The organism is Micromonospora sp. A200, from assembly GCF_029893845.1.
GTDB classification, from domain to species: Bacteria; Actinomycetota; Actinomycetes; order Mycobacteriales; family Micromonosporaceae; genus Micromonospora; species Micromonospora purpureochromogenes.
Genome location: NZ_JARXXY010000006.1, coordinates 1 through 15,361, shown reverse-complemented (window position 1 = coordinate 15,361; position 15,361 = coordinate 1). Strand labels below are relative to the sequence as shown.

Genomic DNA, 15,361 nt, shown 5'->3' with positions numbered 1-15,361 from the left:
TAGCATGCCGGTGTCGGTCCGCCTCCGATCGGGGTTGGCGGAGGCGGACCGGTCCCGGGCTCAGGCCAGCGCGGACTCCGCCGCGGCCAGGAAGGCGTCGTTCTCGGCCGGGGTGCCGATGGTGACCCGCACCCCGTCGCCGGCGAATGGCCGGACGATCACACCGCGCGCCTCGCACGCCTTGCCGAAGTCCACCGCCCGGTCGCCCAGCGGCAGCCAGACGAAGTTGGCCTGGCTGGACGGCACGTCCGGGACCAACTTGCGCAGCGCCTCGGTGACCCGGTCCCGCTCGGCGACGACCAGCGCGCAGCGCCGCTCCACCTCGTCCGCCTGCGCCAGCGCGGCCAGCGCGCCGGCCTGGGCGGCCATGCTGGTGGAGAAGGGGGTGACCACCTTGCGCACGGCCGCGGCCACCTCCGGGGCGGCGACCAGGAAGCCGATCCGCAGCCCGGCCAGCCCCCAGGCCTTGGAGAGCGTGCGCAGCACCACCACGTTCGGCCGGTCCAGGTAGGTCAGGCCGTCCGGCACCTCCGGGTCGGTGACGAACTCGCGGTACGCCTCGTCGATGACGACCAGCACGTCCTCGCCGACGGAGTCGAGGAACCGGTCCAGCTCCGCCCGGCGCACGGCCGTACCGGTGGGGTTGTTCGGGTTGCAGACCAGCACCATCCGGGTCCGGTCGGTCACCGCCGCGGCCATCGCCGCCAGGTCGTGGCCGTGGCCGGCGTCGTTGGGCACCCGGACGCTGGTCGCGCCGCTGGTCGCCGCGATGATCGGGTACGCCTCGAACGACCGCCACGAGTAGAGCAGCTCGTCGCCGGGCAGGCAGGTGGCCCGGACCAGGTGCTCGGCCAGCGCCACCGAACCGCAGCCGGTGGCGATCCGGTCGGCGTCCACCCCGTACCGCTCAGCCAGCGCCTGGCGCAGCGCCACCACGCCCATGTCCGGGTAGCGGTGCGAGCCGGTGACCGCCTCGGTGACCGCCTCGACCACCCCGGGCAGCGGCCCGTACGGCACCTCGTTGCTGGCCAGCTTGATCGCCTCCGGCAGGCCCAGCTCCCGGGCCAGGTCGGCGGGGCTGCGACCCGGCACGTAGGTCGGCAACGCGTCCAGGTCGGCGCGGGTCAGGCGCAGCGCGGGCTGGTGACGTCCGGTGTCGGTCATGGGGTGGCTCCCGGGGAGTCGGCACGGTCGTGCGGGGTGGCGGGGGTGGCGGGACCGCCGGATTGCGGCAGCCGCACCACGACGGTCTGGGCGCGCTTGTCGTGCAGCGCCTGGCGCAGCGGGTGGTCGAAGAGGACCGAGACCGCGTCGACGAGTTGGAGGAGCAGGCCGAAACCGCAGCAGTACCAGAGCAGGGTGGGCATGCCCAGCGTGCTCCACCGGCGGGTCGCCCGGCCGAAGCCGAGCGGCTGGTCCGCCTCGACGGGCACCGCCCGGATCCGCATCACCCGCTTGCCGAAGGTCTGCCCGCTGGCGGCCATCGCCGGCACCTCGTACGCGAACCAGAGCGCGGTGGCGATCACCAGGATGGCGATCTGGAGGCCGGCCGCCTGCTCACCGGGGGCCGGCAGCGGCGCGTTGGTGGTGTCGCCCGTGGTGGCCCGCCGCCACGCCTCGTCGAGGGCGGGGGAGAGCTCGCGGACGTACCGGTAGACGAACCAGCCGTTGACCAGCACGTTGAGCAGGAGGAGCAGACCGAGGTCGATCAGGCGGGCGACCAGTCGGGCGCCGTAGCCGGCCAGCGGCAGGCCGTGCGGGCGCGGCTCCGGCGGGCGCCCCGGCCAGGTGGGGTACGGCCAGCCCGGCGGCGGCCCCTGGGGATGGCCCGCGCCCGGGCCGGGCGGCAGTCCGACGCCGGGCGGGACGCCCTGGCCGTGCGGTGCGCCGACACCCCCCGGGCCGGGACCGGGGGGCGCCGGGAACCCGGTGGCCGGCACGGCCGGTGAGGCCGGCGGCTCGGGCGCGGGCGGCGGCTCCGGCGGCGGTGGGCCCTCGGGCGGGGTGACGTCGACCGGGACGGGCGCGCCGACCCAACCCTCGCCGTCCCACCAACGCCTGGTGGTGGGCTCGGCGGGGTCGACGTACCAGCCTGGTTCAACGCTCACCCGGACACCTTAACGACGACGGTGCGGGCGAACTTGTCGTGGAGGCACTGCTGCCAGGGCTTGTCCCAGAGCTGCCAGAGGCCGTCGAGGTAGCTGAAGCCCGGGATGAACGACCCGCCGACCTGGTGCGCGAGCCACCGCTTCGCCGCGGCCCTGCGGTCGAGCCGCTGGGTCGGGTCGATCGGCACCACGCGCAGTTTCATCACGCGCTTGCCGACCGTCTGCCCGGTCTTGAACATCATTTCTACGTGGAACAGGTAGGTGACACCGAGAGCGAACAGGAAGATCGCGGCTTCCAGGGCCAGGAAGGGCAGCAGGAAGTCCGCGAACGGGTCCGACTCCAGGGTGCCGTCGGGCGCGGTGGCGGTCAGGTCCGGCATCATCCAGACGAAGAAGGCGATCACCGCGGGCACGATGACGACCATGCAGGCCGCCATGATCACCAGACCGTCGATCAGCACGGCCAGCAGCCGGTCGCCGAAGCTCGCCAGCGGCTGGCCGTTCGGTGCGACCGGCACGGCCGGGAAGGGAAGCCGGGGCGGCGCGCCGGGCGGCCCCGCCGGATAGGTCGGCAGGCCGGAGTACGGGCCGGGCTGCGGCGGGACGGCGTACCCCTGGGGGGTGGGACCGGAGGGCGGCGCGAAGCCGCCGGCGGCGGGCGAGGGCCCACCGGCCGGCGGCGTCGGGTACGTCGGAGGCTGCGTCACGCTCGACAGTGTTACAGGTTGCCGCGCGCTTCCTGCTCCCGCTCGATCGCCTGGAAGAGCGCCTTGAAGTTGCCCTTGCCGAAGCCGAGCGAGCCGTGCCGCTCGATGAGCTCGAAGAAGACGGTCGGGCGGTCCTGCACCGGCTTGGTGAAGATCTGGAGCAGGTAGCCGTCCTCGTCCCGGTCGACCAGGATCTTGCGGGACTTCAGCTCCTCGATCGGCACCCGGACCTCGCCGATCCGGGCGCGCAGCTCCGGGTCGTCGTAGTAGGAGTCCGGGGTGTCCAGGAACTCGACGCCGGCGGCCCGCATCGCGTCCACGCTGGCCAGGATGTCGTTGGTGGCCACGGCGATGTGCTGGGCGCCCGGGCCCTGGTAGAACTCCAGGTACTCGTCGATCTGCGACTTCTTGCGGGCGATCGCCGGCTCGTTGAGCGGGAACTTCACCTTGCGGGTGCCGTTGGCGACGACCTTGCTCATCAGCGCCGAGTAGTCGGTGGCGATGTCGTCGCCGACGAACTCGGCCATGTTCGAGAAGCCCATGACCCGCTTGTAGAACTCCACCCACTCGTCCATCCGGCCGAGCTCGACGTTGCCGACCACGTGGTCGACCGCCTGGAAGAAGCGCTTCGGCTGGAGGCCGGCGTCGATCATTGGCCGGCGGTCCACGATCGGGCCGCGGGCGACGAAGCCGGGCAGGAACGGGCCGGTGTAGCGGGACCGGTCGACCAGGGTGTGCCGGGTGTCGCCGTAGGCGGCGATGGCGGCCATCCGCACGGTGCCGTGCTCGTCGGTGAGGTCGTGCGGCTCGACCAGGCCGGTCGCGCCCTGCGCGGTGGCGTGCGCGTACGCGGCGTCGACGTCCGGCACCTCCAGCGCGATGTCGGAGACGCCGTCGCTGTGCTTGGCGACGTGGTCGGCGCCGACGGCGTCCGGGCGGACCGCGCCGGTCAGCACGAACCGGGCCGAGCCGCTGGTCAGCACGTACTGGGCGTGGTCCCGGTAGCCCTGCTCCGGCCCCCGGTACGCCACACAGGTCATGCCGAAGGCGGTGGAGTAGTAGTGCGCGGCCTGCTTGGCGTTGCCGACCAGGAAGTGCACGTGGTCGAGGCCCTTGACCGGGAACGGGTCCCGGGTGATGTCGTGGTCGACGGCGCCGACGAGGGCGTCGACGTCGACCTCCTCGGTCGACTGGGGTCGGTCGATCGCCTGGGTCATGGTGTCCTCCCTTGCGTACCGGCCGGCCTCGTGGGCCGCCGCGGTGTTTCCGATGCTCTTGCCAGGAGGATCGCCGTGATCCGGCGCACTGGGCAACCGTCGCCGTTTCCGCTGGTCATCCTGCACATTCGGTAGAGTGTTGAAACATGAACGCTGGGCAGGATGTACAGCTCGACGAACTGGACGCCAGGTTGATCCAGTTGCTCGCCGACGAGCCGCGGATCGGGGTGCTGGAGTGTTCCCGCCGGCTCGGGGTGGCCCGGGGCACCGTCCAGGCCCGGCTGGACAAGCTGGTCGAGCGGCGGGTGATCGGCGGCTTCGGGCCGAACGTCTCGCCGGCCGCGATCGGCTTCGGGGTGACCAGCTTCGTCACCCTGGAGATCAGCCAGCGGCACGGCCACGACGCGGTGACCGCCCACCTGGCGGCCATCCCCGAGGTGCTGGAGGCGCACACCATCACCGGCTCCAGCGACCTGCTCTGCCGGATCGTCGCCAGGTCCAACACCGACCTCCAGCGGGTGATCGACCAGATCGTCTCGTACGAGGGCATCCGCCGCGCCTCCACGATCATCGCGCTGGCCGAGCAGATCCCGTACCGCGTCCTGCCCCTGGTCCGCTCCGCCGCCGCGCCCCGCTGACGCCCCGCGCTCCCGCGCCGGGCAGCCCCGGCACCCGGGCCGGCGCGCAGAAAGGGCGGCGACACTCCGGCGCGGGGCCGGGGGAGTTCGGTGATCGTCGCTACCGTGTGCGGTGTGAAGGGCCTTGGCGTACGCGGCTGGTTGCTGCTGGGGCTCGTCACCGTGGTCGTGCTCACCGCCACCGGGGTCTGGAACCCGTTCCCCGCGATCTGGGACTGGGTCGACCGGCGGCAGCCGATCTCCGACCCGGACGTGGTCTGGCAGCAGCGCATCGGCGGCACCCCGAAGAGCGTGACCATCGCCGGGGACACCGTCGTGATCGAGCAGAGGACCCGGGTCGAGGCGCGCAGCCTGGCCACCGGCACGCAGCTCTGGGAGCGCAAGGCGGACTGGGCGGCGGTGGCCGGCGGGACCCGGGACCCGGTCGTCGCCGTGGGCAAGCTGCTGGTCAAGGGGTACGAACTGCTCGACCCGACGACCGGGGTGGTGCGCCGGCGCGACGACGACGCGGTGGCCGTCTGGACGTACCGGAACATGCTGCTCGACGCGCACTGCGTCGAGCCGACCGACTGCACCCTGACCGCCTGGGACCCGCGCGGCACCCGGCCACTCTGGACGGCGTTCCTGCCCGGGGTCAGCACCGGCCTGTTCGCCGACAACCCCAACCTGCTCGGCACCCGCCGGCTCACCGCGCCCCGGATCGACGGCGGGGTGGCCGGCCCCGAGTCGGTGCCGCCGCTGCTCGGCTTCCCGGTCGACGGCCGGGTGCACGTGGTGGACACCGCCACCGGGCGGGTGGTGCAGAACGTCGAGCCCGGGCGGGACGAGCGGCTCGCCGTGATCGGCGGCCGGATGCTGCGGATCAGCGCCGTCTCCCGGGACGGCACCTGCCAGTACGCCATCTCCGCCCGCGACCCGGCCACGGGCCAGGAGGCGTGGCGCAAGGCCGGGGTCAACCTGCGCACCGCCGACAGCGCCGGCTGCGTGCAGCGGGAGGACCCGCAGGGCGCGCGGAACGTGCTGATCGGCGTGGCGCCGGACGGCCGGGAGGCGGTCATCGACGGGTACGACGGGCGGTTGCTGCTCGTCGACGCGGAGGGCGAGAAGCTGCTCGCCGTCGACGACCGGTACGCGCTGGTGCGCACCGCCGACAAGGACACCGTCGTCGGCCGGGAGTTGGGCGTCGACCGGGTCCGCTGGAACCGCCCCGCCGGCGACCGGGCGGGCGCGGCGCTCACCCCGTACGCGGCGATCGTCACCCAGGACAAGCCGAACCGGCTGGTCGCACTCGACCCGCGGACCGGTCGGGAACTGGTGGTGCTGCGGACCAGCGCCAACGCGCTCGCGGTCGGGCCGGACGGCATGATCATCGGCGAGGGGCGGGAGATCGGGTACGTCCGGTTCGGCGGTGGTGGCGCCGAGCCGCCGCCCGACGGTGGCGGGGTCCCCGACCCCGGCCCCGACACCGGAGGTTCCCCCGGCCCTGCCACCGGGGGCGGCCCCGGGGAGCAACCGGACTGCGGGCCGAAGCGGGAACTCTGCCCCGACCCGGGTGAAAACGACGGCTGAGCGCGGCGGGCCCCGCCCCGGGTGAGAGCGGCATCCCACGACGCACCCGGCGGGTGCCACCGATCGACCGGTCTGCCCTAGGCTTTCCCGTCATGAGCAGTGCCGCCGCGTTCTCGTACGCCCCCTTGCTGCCGACCGGTCCGGACCAGACGGAGTACCGCCTGGTCACCGACGAGGGCGTCGATGTCGTCAACGGCCCGGGTGGCCGTCGGTTCCTCACCGTGGAGCCCGCCGCGTTGACCGCGCTGACCGCCGAGGCGATGCACGACATCGCCCACTTCCTGCGCCCCGCCCACCTGGCCCAGCTCCGGTCGATCATCGACGACCCGGCCGCCTCGCCGAACGACCGGTTCGTCGCGCTCGACCTGCTGCGCAACGCCAACATCGCCGCCGGCGGCGTGCTGCCGATGTGCCAGGACACCGGCACCGCGATCGTGATGGGCAAGCGCGGCCGGCACGTGCTCACCGACGGCGCCGACGCCGAGGCGATCTCGCGCGGTGTCTACCAGGCGTACACCCGGCTCAACCTGCGCTACTCGCAGCTCGCCCCGCTGACCATGTGGGACGAGCGGAACACCGGCAGCAACCTGCCGGCCCAGGTGGAGCTCTACGCCGAGGACCCGGACGGGCACCCGGACGCGTACAAGTTCCTCTTCATGGCCAAGGGCGGCGGCTCGGCCAACAAGTCCTACCTCTACCAGGAGACCAAGGCGCTGTTGAATCCGACGCGGATGATGCAGTTCCTGGAGGAGAAGCTGCGGCTCATCGGCACCGCAGCCTGCCCGCCGTACCACCTGGCCATCGTCATCGGCGGCACCTCCGCCGAGTACGCCCTGAAGACCGCCAAGTACGCCTCGGCCAAGTACCTCGACGCGCTGCCCACCGCCGGCTCGATGACCGCGCACGGCTTCCGGGACCTGGAGCTGGAGGCGCAGGTGCTGGAGCTGACCCGCAACTTCGGCATCGGCGCGCAGTTCGGCGGCCGGTACTTCTGCCACGACGTGCGGGTCGTCCGGCTGCCCCGGCACGGCGCCTCCTGCCCGGTGGCGATCGCCGTCTCCTGCTCCGCCGACCGGCAGGCGGTCGCCAAGATCACCCCGTCGGGCGTCTGGCTGGAGCGGCTGGAGACCGACCCGGCCCGGTTCCTGCCCGACGTCACCGACGAGACGCTGGACGCCGAGCTGGTCGTCAAGGTCGACCTCAACCGGCCGATGGACGAGATCCGCGCCGAGCTGTCGAAGTACCCGGTGAAGACCCGGCTGTCGCTGACCGGCCCGCTGGTCGTCGCCCGGGACATCGCCCACGCGAAGATCGCCGAGCGGCTGGACGCGGGCGAGCCGATGCCGCAGTACCTGCGCGACCACGCCGTCTACTACGCCGGCCCGGCCAAGACCCCGGAGGGCTACGCCTCCGGCTCGTTCGGCCCGACCACCGCCGGCCGGATGGACGCCTACGTGGAGAAGTTCCAGGCCGCCGGCGGCTCCCAGGTGATGCTCGCCAAGGGCAACCGCTCGTCCCAGGTCACCCGCTCCTGCCACCAGCACGGCGGCTTCTACCTCGGCTCGATCGGCGGCCCGGCGGCCCGCCTGGCCCAGGACTGCATCAAGCACGTCGAGGTGCTCGAATACCCGGAGCTGGGCATGGAGGCGGTCTGGAAGATCCAGGTCGAGGACTTCCCGGCGTTCATCGTGGTCGACGACAAGGGCAACGACTTCTTCGCCGAGGTCACCAAGCCGGTGCTGACCGTCGGGCGCCGCTGACCCCTCACGTACGCGAAAGGGGCGCCGGGCGGGATTCCGCCCGGCGCCCCTTTTCGTGTCGCCCGTCAGTTCGGGTTGGCCACGGTGAAGTAGTAGACGCCCTCTCCGGACGTGATGCCCGAGTCGGTACGGCTGGAGACGTACAGGTAGTTGCCACCGACCTCGGTCGGGGTGAGGGTGACGGTGGCGGTGCCGTCGGGACCGGCCGGCACGGTCTTCTCCTCGGTGCCGTGTCGGTAAACGAACTCGGTGGAGCCCGGCACGTGGGCGGTCAGCGTGAAGCTACCCGCGATCCCCGGGCCGCCCACCTCGCCGCTCGGCGGGTAGTCCTGGCTGGTCACCGTCGGTGCCAGCTTGCCGAGGTAGAAGCCGTACTCGGTCTCGTCGGAGACGATGTCGCCGATCTTCTCGCGCACCTTGAGCCGCACCAGGCCCCTCGTGTCCACCCGGTACGACTGTGGGGTCCAATCGATGGTGGCGGTACCGTCGGCCGCCGCCGTCACCGTCTTCGGGCCGTCGCCGAAGTCGTAGACGTAGCCGGTGACGCCGTCGCGAGCCGGACGGAAGGTGAACTGGCCGGTCATGCCCGGTCCGCCACTCTCCTGGTAGGCGGGATATTCCGACGAGGTGACCTCGGGGGCGTGCGAGAACATCATGAAGTATCCCGAGGCGGTCTCCGACTCGTCTCCGTCGGCGGTCCGGCTGAACACCTCGATCCACTGGAAGCCGGCCTCCGTCGGGGTGTACGCAACGGTGGCGGTGCCGTCCTCCTTCGCCGCTACCGTGTGGTGCGCACCGCCGCCGACCGACCAGACATACTCGGTCACGCCGGGCATGCCAGGGGCGAAGGTAAACGTGCCGGGCGTGCCGGCGAGCGGGCCGTCACTGCCGTCCAGCGGGAAGTCCGGCGAGGAGATGGTCGGCGTGCTGGCCAGGTAGAAGTAGTACTCGCCGGTGCCGCTGGGCAGGTCGTCCGAGGTTCGGCTGGTGACCGTGACCATGTTGGCGCCGCCCCGGCGGGGCGTGACGGTCACCTTCGCGGTGCCGTCAGCGTCGGCCCGCACGGTGGCCGGCTCGCCGTCGTTGAACTGCCAGCTGTACTCGACCACGTTCTCCATGCCGGGCGTGAAGGTCAGCTCGCGGGGCTCGCCGAATCCGCCGGTCGGGTTCCCGTCGGTGATCCGCGGGGCGGTCTGCCGGACGTAGAACTCGTACATGGTGGTCGCGGAGTGGTTGCCGGTCCGGTCGATGCTGGACACCTCGAGCCGGTGGTGACCGGCATTCTTCGGGGTGTACTTGACGGTTGCCGTGCCGCCGGGACCGTCGGCAGGCACCGTACCGAAGCCGCTGTCCCAGCTCGTGTACTCGTACTTCACCACGTCGTCCGAGCCGTTTGGGGAGAAGGTGAAGGTACCGGGGATGCCCGGCCCGAAGGCCGTCGGCTCATACGGCGCCGCCGGGTACTCGCTGGAGCTGACCATCGGCCGCGCCGGGACCCGGGTGTCGACGGTGAACCGGCACTCCGACGCCCAGTCCGAGGTGTCGCCGTACTGGTCCGTGGCACGGACGGTGAAAGCGTACGTGCCGCCGTGCACCATCACCCCGTCCGGCACGGTGTACCGGAAACGGTAGCCCGAGGGCATCGACGCTGAGTAGTCGAACTCGGTCCGCTCGGCGGGCCGGTCCACCGGCCACCAGGCGAAGGTCGCCGTGAGCTGGTCACCGCCGCCGGTCTCGTTGACGTCCGGGTCGGTCACCTCGGCCTGGAACTCCGGCCGGGTGGTGCCGATGAACAGGTCGTCCCGGCAGGCGAGGCCGCCGGCGCTGAGCTTGTCGGGGGCGTTCGGCGCGTGGTTGTGCTCCAGCGAGACGCCCAGCGTGTTCACCCGCCGACCCCACTGGAGGCCGTTCTCGTGCTCGCCGACGCGGAGCATGAACGTGATCCTGCTCTGCCTCGCCGCGATCGCCGCGCGCACCTCGTCGGTGACCAGGGTGGTCAGGTAGGTCGACGGGCAGGGCGCGCCGGGGACGTCGAGGTCGGCGAGCTTCTTGACGGCGGCGGGCGCCGACTTCCAGGTGGGTGCGGTGGTCGGGTTCTCGGTCCGCCAGAGCTGGAGCTCGCGCGGCTTGTCGCAGTCGTTGACCGACCGCTCGCCGGCCACCGCTCGGGCGCTGATGATCCGCTGCCCCAGGTAGGGGCTGAGGTCGAAGGTGAAGTACGCCCGGGAGGTGTGCTTGTCCCCGGCGGCGGTCTGCCAGCTGCCGACCGGGAGGGCGGCGTCCTCGGCCGGGAAGGACCGGGTGGGCTGGGCGTTGTCGGTCCAGGCCACCTCGACCGGCTGGACGTAGTTCTGCAGGGCCGACGCCGGCTGGCCGGTGACCGCCAGGGCGCCCGTGGTGGTGAGCAGGGCCGCGAGGCCTGCCATAAGGAACCGGCGCGGTACGCGTCGGCGGCGTGCGGTGGGCACGCCGGTGGAACCGCCGTTTTCGGGCAAGGTGGAAGCCTCCGGTGGGAGTGAGAGGATCGTGATGATCTTAAGTGTGTGAGTGGGCTGGCGCGCCCGACTTTCGGCCGGACGCCGGCGCTTCGCGGACGCCGGGGGAGGTGGGCGGCGGGACGCCTAGCGTCCCTGCTCGCCTGCCGCACGTCGACATCGGTGCGCCCAACCGGGTGTTCGCCGGCCGGGCGCACCGCCCCCGTCGGATGTCGTCACCGACAACCCACGAAGAGTCTCGGCTCCGCCACTGTCGTTCCGCTATCGGATCGCTATCGCCTGGACGGGGCGAGCCGGCACCGGCGGGCTACGCTGCGGGAAGTTGCACCACGGCGCGCGGGGGGAGCGGATGCGGTTCGGGATCCTGGGACCTCTGCGGGTCGGCGGCGGCGAGGCCACCGTCACCGCAGGTCGGGACCGGGTCGTGCTCGCCATGCTGCTGCTGCGTGCCGGTCGGGTCGTACCGGTGGAGGAACTGGTCGACGCGGTCTGGGAGGAACGCCCGCCGGCCACCGCCAAGGCCCAGTTGCACAGTTGCGTCTCGCGGCTGCGCCAGCGGCTCGCCGCGCTCGGCCTGCCGGCCGATGTGATCGTCACCGACCCGGTCGGCTACGGCATCCGCGTCGAACCGGCCGACCTGGACTTCGAGGTCTTCGCCCGTACGGTCGAGGCCGCCCGCGCCGCGGTAGCGGCCGGGCAGCCGGCCGAGGCGCGCCGGCACTACCGGCGGGCGCTCGGGTTGTGGCGCGGGCCGGCGTTGAGCGGCATCCGGAGCCGGGCCGTGCGCAGGCGGTCGCAGACCCTCGACGAGCAGCGGCTCGCCGCCCTGGAGGAGTGCGTCGACGTCGAGCTGCGCCTGCGGCAGGCCGCCGACCTGGTCGACGAGCTGGCCGAGAGCGTCGACCGGCACCCGCTGCGGGAACGGCTGCGCGGCCAGCTGATGCTCGCCCTCTCCGCGATGGGACGGCAGGCCGACGCCCTCGCGGTCTACCGGGAGGGCCGGCGGATCTACGCCGAGGAGCTGGGCATCGAACCCGGCGCGGCGTTGCAGGAGCTGCACCAGCGGGTGCTCGCCGGCGACCTGGCGCTGGGCGGGCCGGAGAACCGGCCGGTGGCCCCCGTCCGGTCGTTGCCCCGGGCGATCAGCGACTTCACCGGCCGGCAGCAGACGATGGCCCGCCTGGTGAAGGAGATCGAGGAGGAGGGCGCCCGGATCCAGCTGATCGACGGGATGGCCGGCAGCGGCAAGACCACCCTGGCGGTGCACGTCGCGGCCGCCCTGGCGAACCGCTACCCGGACGCGCACCTCTTCGTGGACCTGCACGGGCACAGCGAACGGACCCCGCTGACGCCCGCCGCGGCGGTGGCCACGCTGCTCCGCCAGCTCGGGGTGCCAACGGAACGGGTCCCGCTGGACCTGGACGACCGGCTCGCGGTGTGGCGCAGCGAGCTGGCCGGCCGGCGGGCCCTGGTGGTGCTGGACAACGCCGCCGGTGCCGACCAGGTAGCGCCGCTGCTGCCCACCGGCCCGGACTGCCTGGTACTGATCACCAGCCGTCGCCGGCTGGTCGGCCTGGACGAGGGGCGGCCCTTCTCCCTGCCGGTCCTCGACCCGGACGAGGGCATCGAACTGCTCGGCCGGGTGGCGGGCCAGGAGCGGGTGGCCGCCGAACCGCAGGAGGCGGCCGAGGTGGTGCGCCGCTGCGGGTACCTGCCGCTGGCGATCCGGCTGGCCGGCGCGCGGTTGGCGCACCGGCCCCGCTGGCGGGTCGCCGACCTGGCCGAGCGGCTGGTCACCAGGGGCGGCCCGCTGGCCGAGCTGGCCGCCGGGCACCGCTCGGTGGGGCAGGCGTTCGCCCTGTCGTACGCCCAGGTGTCGCCGGCGGCCCAGCGGTTGTTCCGGCTGCTCGGCCTGCACCCCGGCGTACGGTTCGACAACCGGGTCGCCGCCGCCCTCGCCGAGCTGCCGCTGCCCGAGACGCAGGACCTGCTCGACGAGCTGGTCGACTCGCACCTGGCCGAGGAGGTCGAGCCGGGCCGGTACCGGCTGCACGACCTGATCCGCGAGTACGCCCGGCTGCTGCTCGCCGAGACGGACCGCGCCGCCGAGCGCCGGGACGCCCTGGCCCGCCTGCTCGATCACCACCTGCACGTGGCGGTGGCGATCGCGTGGACGCTGGAGGCGGCCGGCAGCCGCCCCACCCTCCCGGCTGTCACCCCGACCCGGCCCGACCTGGTGGCCGCCTGCGCGGCAGGGGGGCGGGCCTGGTTCGAGGAGAACCTGGCCCCGCTCACCGCCCTGGTCCGGCTGGCCGAGGAGGAGGGCTTCCCGGCGCGGAGCTGGCAGCTGGCCCGGGCCTGCTGGCGGCCCAACTTCGACGGCGGGCACCTCGACGAGCTGATCGAGACCCACACGATAGGCCTCCGGGTCGCCGAGGAGCTCGGCGACGAGGTGGCCATCGCCATCATGTTGAACTACCTCTCCTCGGCGTACTACCGCCTGGCCCGCTTCCCGGAGGCGATCCGGTTGATGGAGGTGGCCCTGGACCTGCGCCGCCGGCTCGGGCTGCGGGGCGAGGTGCTCAGCACGCTGTGGAACCTCGGCGCCTCGTACGCGGGCAACGGCGAGTACCGGCAGGGCAAGGCCAAGTTCGACGAGGCGCTCGCCCTGATCACCGGCCTGAACGACGCGGCCGAGCTGACGAACCTGCAGAACAACCTCTGCCTGGCACTGCTCGGCTGGGGCCGGTACGAGGAAGCCCTGCACACCGCCCGGCTGCACCTCCTGCTGGCTCGCCAGACGCAGGACATCCGGCAGACCTCGCACGCCGTCGGGCATCTCGGCATGATCCGGCACCGGATGGGCGACCTGGCACCCGCCCGCCGACTCCTGCGGGTCGCGCTGCACCTCAAGCGACAGACGGGCAACCGGTACGGCGAGGGGGAGGTGCGCAACGAGATCGGCGTGATGGAGCGGGAGGACGGGCGGCCCGAGCGGGCCGCGGCCCTGCACCGGGAGGCGCTGGTGGCGATGATGGAGGTGGGCGACCGGATCGGCCAGTGCGCGTCGCGCAACCTGCTGGCCCGGGCGATCCTCGACCAGGGCGACGTCCCCAGCGCGCTGGATCTGCACCGCCGGGTGCTCACCGACGCCACCCGGCTGGGTGCCCGCTACGAGCAGGCGCGGGCGCTCGACGGCATCGCCCGCTGCCTGCGGGCCACCGACCCGACCGCCGCCCGCTCGCACTGGATGCGGGCGCTGGCGTTGTTCCGTCAGGTCGAGTCGCCGGACCAGCACGAGGTCGTCCGGCTGCTGGCGAAGCTGGACTGAGCGATCATCTGCGAGTCGGCGCTGGGCGCGGCAGGATGGTACGCGTGACGACTCCAGAGGCAGCGGGTTACCGGATCGAACGCGACTCGATGGGCGAGGTGGAGGTGCCCGCCGAGGCGCTGTGGCGGGCGCAGACCCAGCGCGCGGTGCAGAACTTCCCGATCTCGGGGCGCGGCATCGAGCCGGCGCAGATCAAGGCCCTGGCCCAGATCAAGGGTGCCGCCGCGCAGGTCAACGGGGAGCTGGGCGTGATCGGCGCGGACGTCGCCGCCGCGATCGCCACCGCCGCCGCGCACGTGGCCGACGGCGGGTACGACGACCAGTTCCCGATCGACGTGTTCCAGACCGGCTCGGGCACGTCGTCCAACATGAACACCAACGAGGTGATCGCCACCCTCGCCGGCCGCGAACTGGGCCGGGACGTGCACCCGAACGACGACGTCAACGCCTCGCAGTCCAGCAACGACGTCTTCCCGTCCTCCATCCACCTGGCCGCCACCCAGGCCGTGGTCGAGGACCTGCTGCCCGCGTTGAAGCATCTGGCCGGCGCGCTGGAGGAGAAGGCGGCGGAGTTCGAGACGGTGGTCAAGGCCGGCCGTACCCACCTGATGGACGCCACGCCGGTCACCCTCGGGCAGGAGTTCGGCGGGTACGCCGCGCAGGTCCGCTACGGCGTGGAACGGCTGGAGGGGGCGCTGCCCCGGCTGGCCGAGCTGCCGCTGGGCGGCACCGCCGTGGGCACCGGCATCAACACCCCGCTCGGCTTCGCCGCGAAGGTGATCGAGAAGCTGCGCGCCTCCACCGGACTGCCGCTGACCGAGGCGCGCAACCACTTCGAGGCGCAGGGCGCGCGGGACGCGCTGGTGGAGACCTCCGGGCAACTGCGTACCGTCGCCGTCGGGCTCTACAAGATGGCCAACGACATCCGCTGGATGGGCTCCGGCCCCCGCGCCGGCCTGCGCGAGCTGCGCATCCCCGACCTCCAGCCCGGCTCGTCGATCATGCCGGGCAAGGTGAACCCGGTGGTCGCCGAGGCGATGCGGCAGGTCTGCGCGCAGGTGATCGGCAACGACGCGACGGTCGCCTTCGCCGGCTCCCAGGGCGACTTCGAGCTGAACGTGATGCTCCCGGTGATGGGCCGCAACCTGCTGGAGTCGATCCGCCTGCTGGCCGCGTCGAGCCGGCTCTTCGCCGACCGGCTGGTGGTCGGCCTGGTCGCGGACGCCGAGGTCTGCCTGGCGTACGCGGAGGGGTCGCCGTCGATCGTCACCCCGCTCAACCGCCACCTCGGGTACGACGAGGCCGCCTCGATCGCCAAGGAGGCGCTGGCCAAGCAGATCTCGATCCGCGAGGTGGTGATCGCGCGGGGCCACGTGGACTCCGGCAAGCTCAGCGAGACCCAGCTCGACGAGGCCCTCGACCTCCTCCGCATGACCCACCCCTAATGGGAGGTGTCGGGTCGGCTGGGAGGCAGACTCGACGTCCGGTAGCCGCGGGCGAGTGAGCACTCCCACCCCTTGGACCGGTGAGTCCTAG

At 72.7% G+C, this 15,361-nt stretch carries 10 protein-coding genes; 5 read left to right on the top strand and 5 right to left on the bottom strand.

What is annotated here, in order from left to right; all coding sequences use genetic code 11:
* Positions 1-60: 60 nt before the first annotated feature.
* Genes hisC through hppD form a run of 4 tightly spaced genes read right to left on the bottom strand, consistent with a single transcriptional unit; the run spans position 61 to position 4,032 of the window.
* A complete protein-coding gene (gene hisC / locus M2302_RS07890) occupies positions 61-1,164 on the bottom strand; it encodes a histidinol-phosphate transaminase (protein WP_280837264.1) in 1,104 nt (367 codons plus the stop codon).
* Positions 1,161-2,108 carry an RDD family protein gene (locus M2302_RS07885; protein WP_280837263.1) on the bottom strand — a complete coding sequence of 316 codons (948 nt, stop codon included), beginning with the start codon at positions 2,106-2,108 and terminating at the stop codon, positions 1,161-1,163. Before M2302_RS07885 ends, hisC begins: the two co-directional genes overlap by 4 nt.
* A complete protein-coding gene (locus M2302_RS07880) occupies positions 2,105-2,815 on the bottom strand; it encodes an RDD family protein (RefSeq protein WP_280837262.1) in 711 nt (236 codons plus the stop codon). Before M2302_RS07880 ends, M2302_RS07885 begins: the two co-directional genes overlap by 4 nt.
* 11 nt (positions 2,816-2,826) lie before the next feature.
* Positions 2,827-4,032 carry a 4-hydroxyphenylpyruvate dioxygenase gene (gene hppD / locus M2302_RS07875; RefSeq protein ID WP_280837261.1) on the bottom strand — a complete coding sequence of 402 codons (1,206 nt, stop codon included), beginning with the start codon at positions 4,030-4,032 and terminating at the stop codon, positions 2,827-2,829.
* 146 nt (positions 4,033-4,178) lie between these two features.
* Between hppD and M2302_RS07870 the strand changes: the two genes are divergently transcribed.
* The 3 genes from M2302_RS07870 (at position 4,179) to M2302_RS07860 (ending at position 7,999) form a co-directional block, all read left to right on the top strand.
* Positions 4,179-4,670, top strand: coding sequence for an Lrp/AsnC family transcriptional regulator (locus M2302_RS07870; protein WP_280837260.1), 492 nt, complete (start codon positions 4,179-4,181; stop codon positions 4,668-4,670).
* A 105-nt stretch (positions 4,671-4,775) separates the two neighbouring features.
* A complete protein-coding gene (locus M2302_RS07865; protein ID WP_280837259.1) occupies positions 4,776-6,239 on the top strand; it encodes a PQQ-binding-like beta-propeller repeat protein in 1,464 nt (487 codons plus the stop codon).
* Between the two features lie 92 nt (positions 6,240-6,331).
* The gene (locus M2302_RS07860) at positions 6,332-7,999 is read left to right on the top strand and encodes a fumarate hydratase (RefSeq protein ID WP_280837258.1); all 1,668 of its coding nucleotides are present in this window, start codon (positions 6,332-6,334) and stop codon (positions 7,997-7,999) included.
* A 65-nt stretch (positions 8,000-8,064) separates the two neighbouring features.
* Here M2302_RS07860 and M2302_RS07855 read toward each other — a convergent pair whose 3' ends face one another.
* Positions 8,065-10,425, bottom strand: coding sequence for a hypothetical protein (locus M2302_RS07855; RefSeq protein ID WP_280837257.1), 2,361 nt, complete (start codon positions 10,423-10,425; stop codon positions 8,065-8,067).
* 418 nt (positions 10,426-10,843) lie between these two features.
* Between M2302_RS07855 and M2302_RS07850 the strand changes: the two genes are divergently transcribed.
* Both M2302_RS07850 and M2302_RS07845 read left to right on the top strand, forming a co-directional pair.
* On the top strand, positions 10,844-13,825 hold the full coding sequence (locus M2302_RS07850; RefSeq protein ID WP_280837423.1) for an AfsR/SARP family transcriptional regulator: 2,982 nt from the start codon (positions 10,844-10,846) through the stop codon (positions 13,823-13,825).
* A gap of 35 nt (positions 13,826-13,860) precedes the next feature.
* Positions 13,861-15,270, top strand: a complete 1,410-nt coding sequence (locus M2302_RS07845; RefSeq protein WP_280837256.1) for a class II fumarate hydratase — start codon at positions 13,861-13,863, stop codon at positions 15,268-15,270.
* Positions 15,271-15,361 lie beyond the last annotated feature (91 nt).

Bases quoted from the DNA above. Each gene is read 5' to 3' on its own strand.
- hisC (WP_280837264.1), bottom strand. From the start codon at position 1,164: ATGACCGACACCGGACGTCACCAGCCCGCGCTGCGCCTGACCCGCGCC.
- hppD (WP_280837261.1), bottom strand. From the start codon at position 4,032: ATGACCCAGGCGATCGACCGACCCCAGTCGACCGAGGAGGTCGACGTC.
- M2302_RS07870 (WP_280837260.1), top strand. From the start codon at position 4,179: ATGAACGCTGGGCAGGATGTACAGCTCGACGAACTGGACGCCAGGTTG.
- M2302_RS07860 (WP_280837258.1), top strand. From the start codon at position 6,332: ATGAGCAGTGCCGCCGCGTTCTCGTACGCCCCCTTGCTGCCGACCGGT.
- M2302_RS07855 (WP_280837257.1), bottom strand. From the start codon at position 10,425: ATGGCAGGCCTCGCGGCCCTGCTCACCACCACGGGCGCCCTGGCGGTC.
- M2302_RS07850 (WP_280837423.1), top strand. From the start codon at position 10,844: ATGCGGTTCGGGATCCTGGGACCTCTGCGGGTCGGCGGCGGCGAGGCC.
- M2302_RS07845 (WP_280837256.1), top strand. From the start codon at position 13,861: ATGGTACGCGTGACGACTCCAGAGGCAGCGGGTTACCGGATCGAACGC.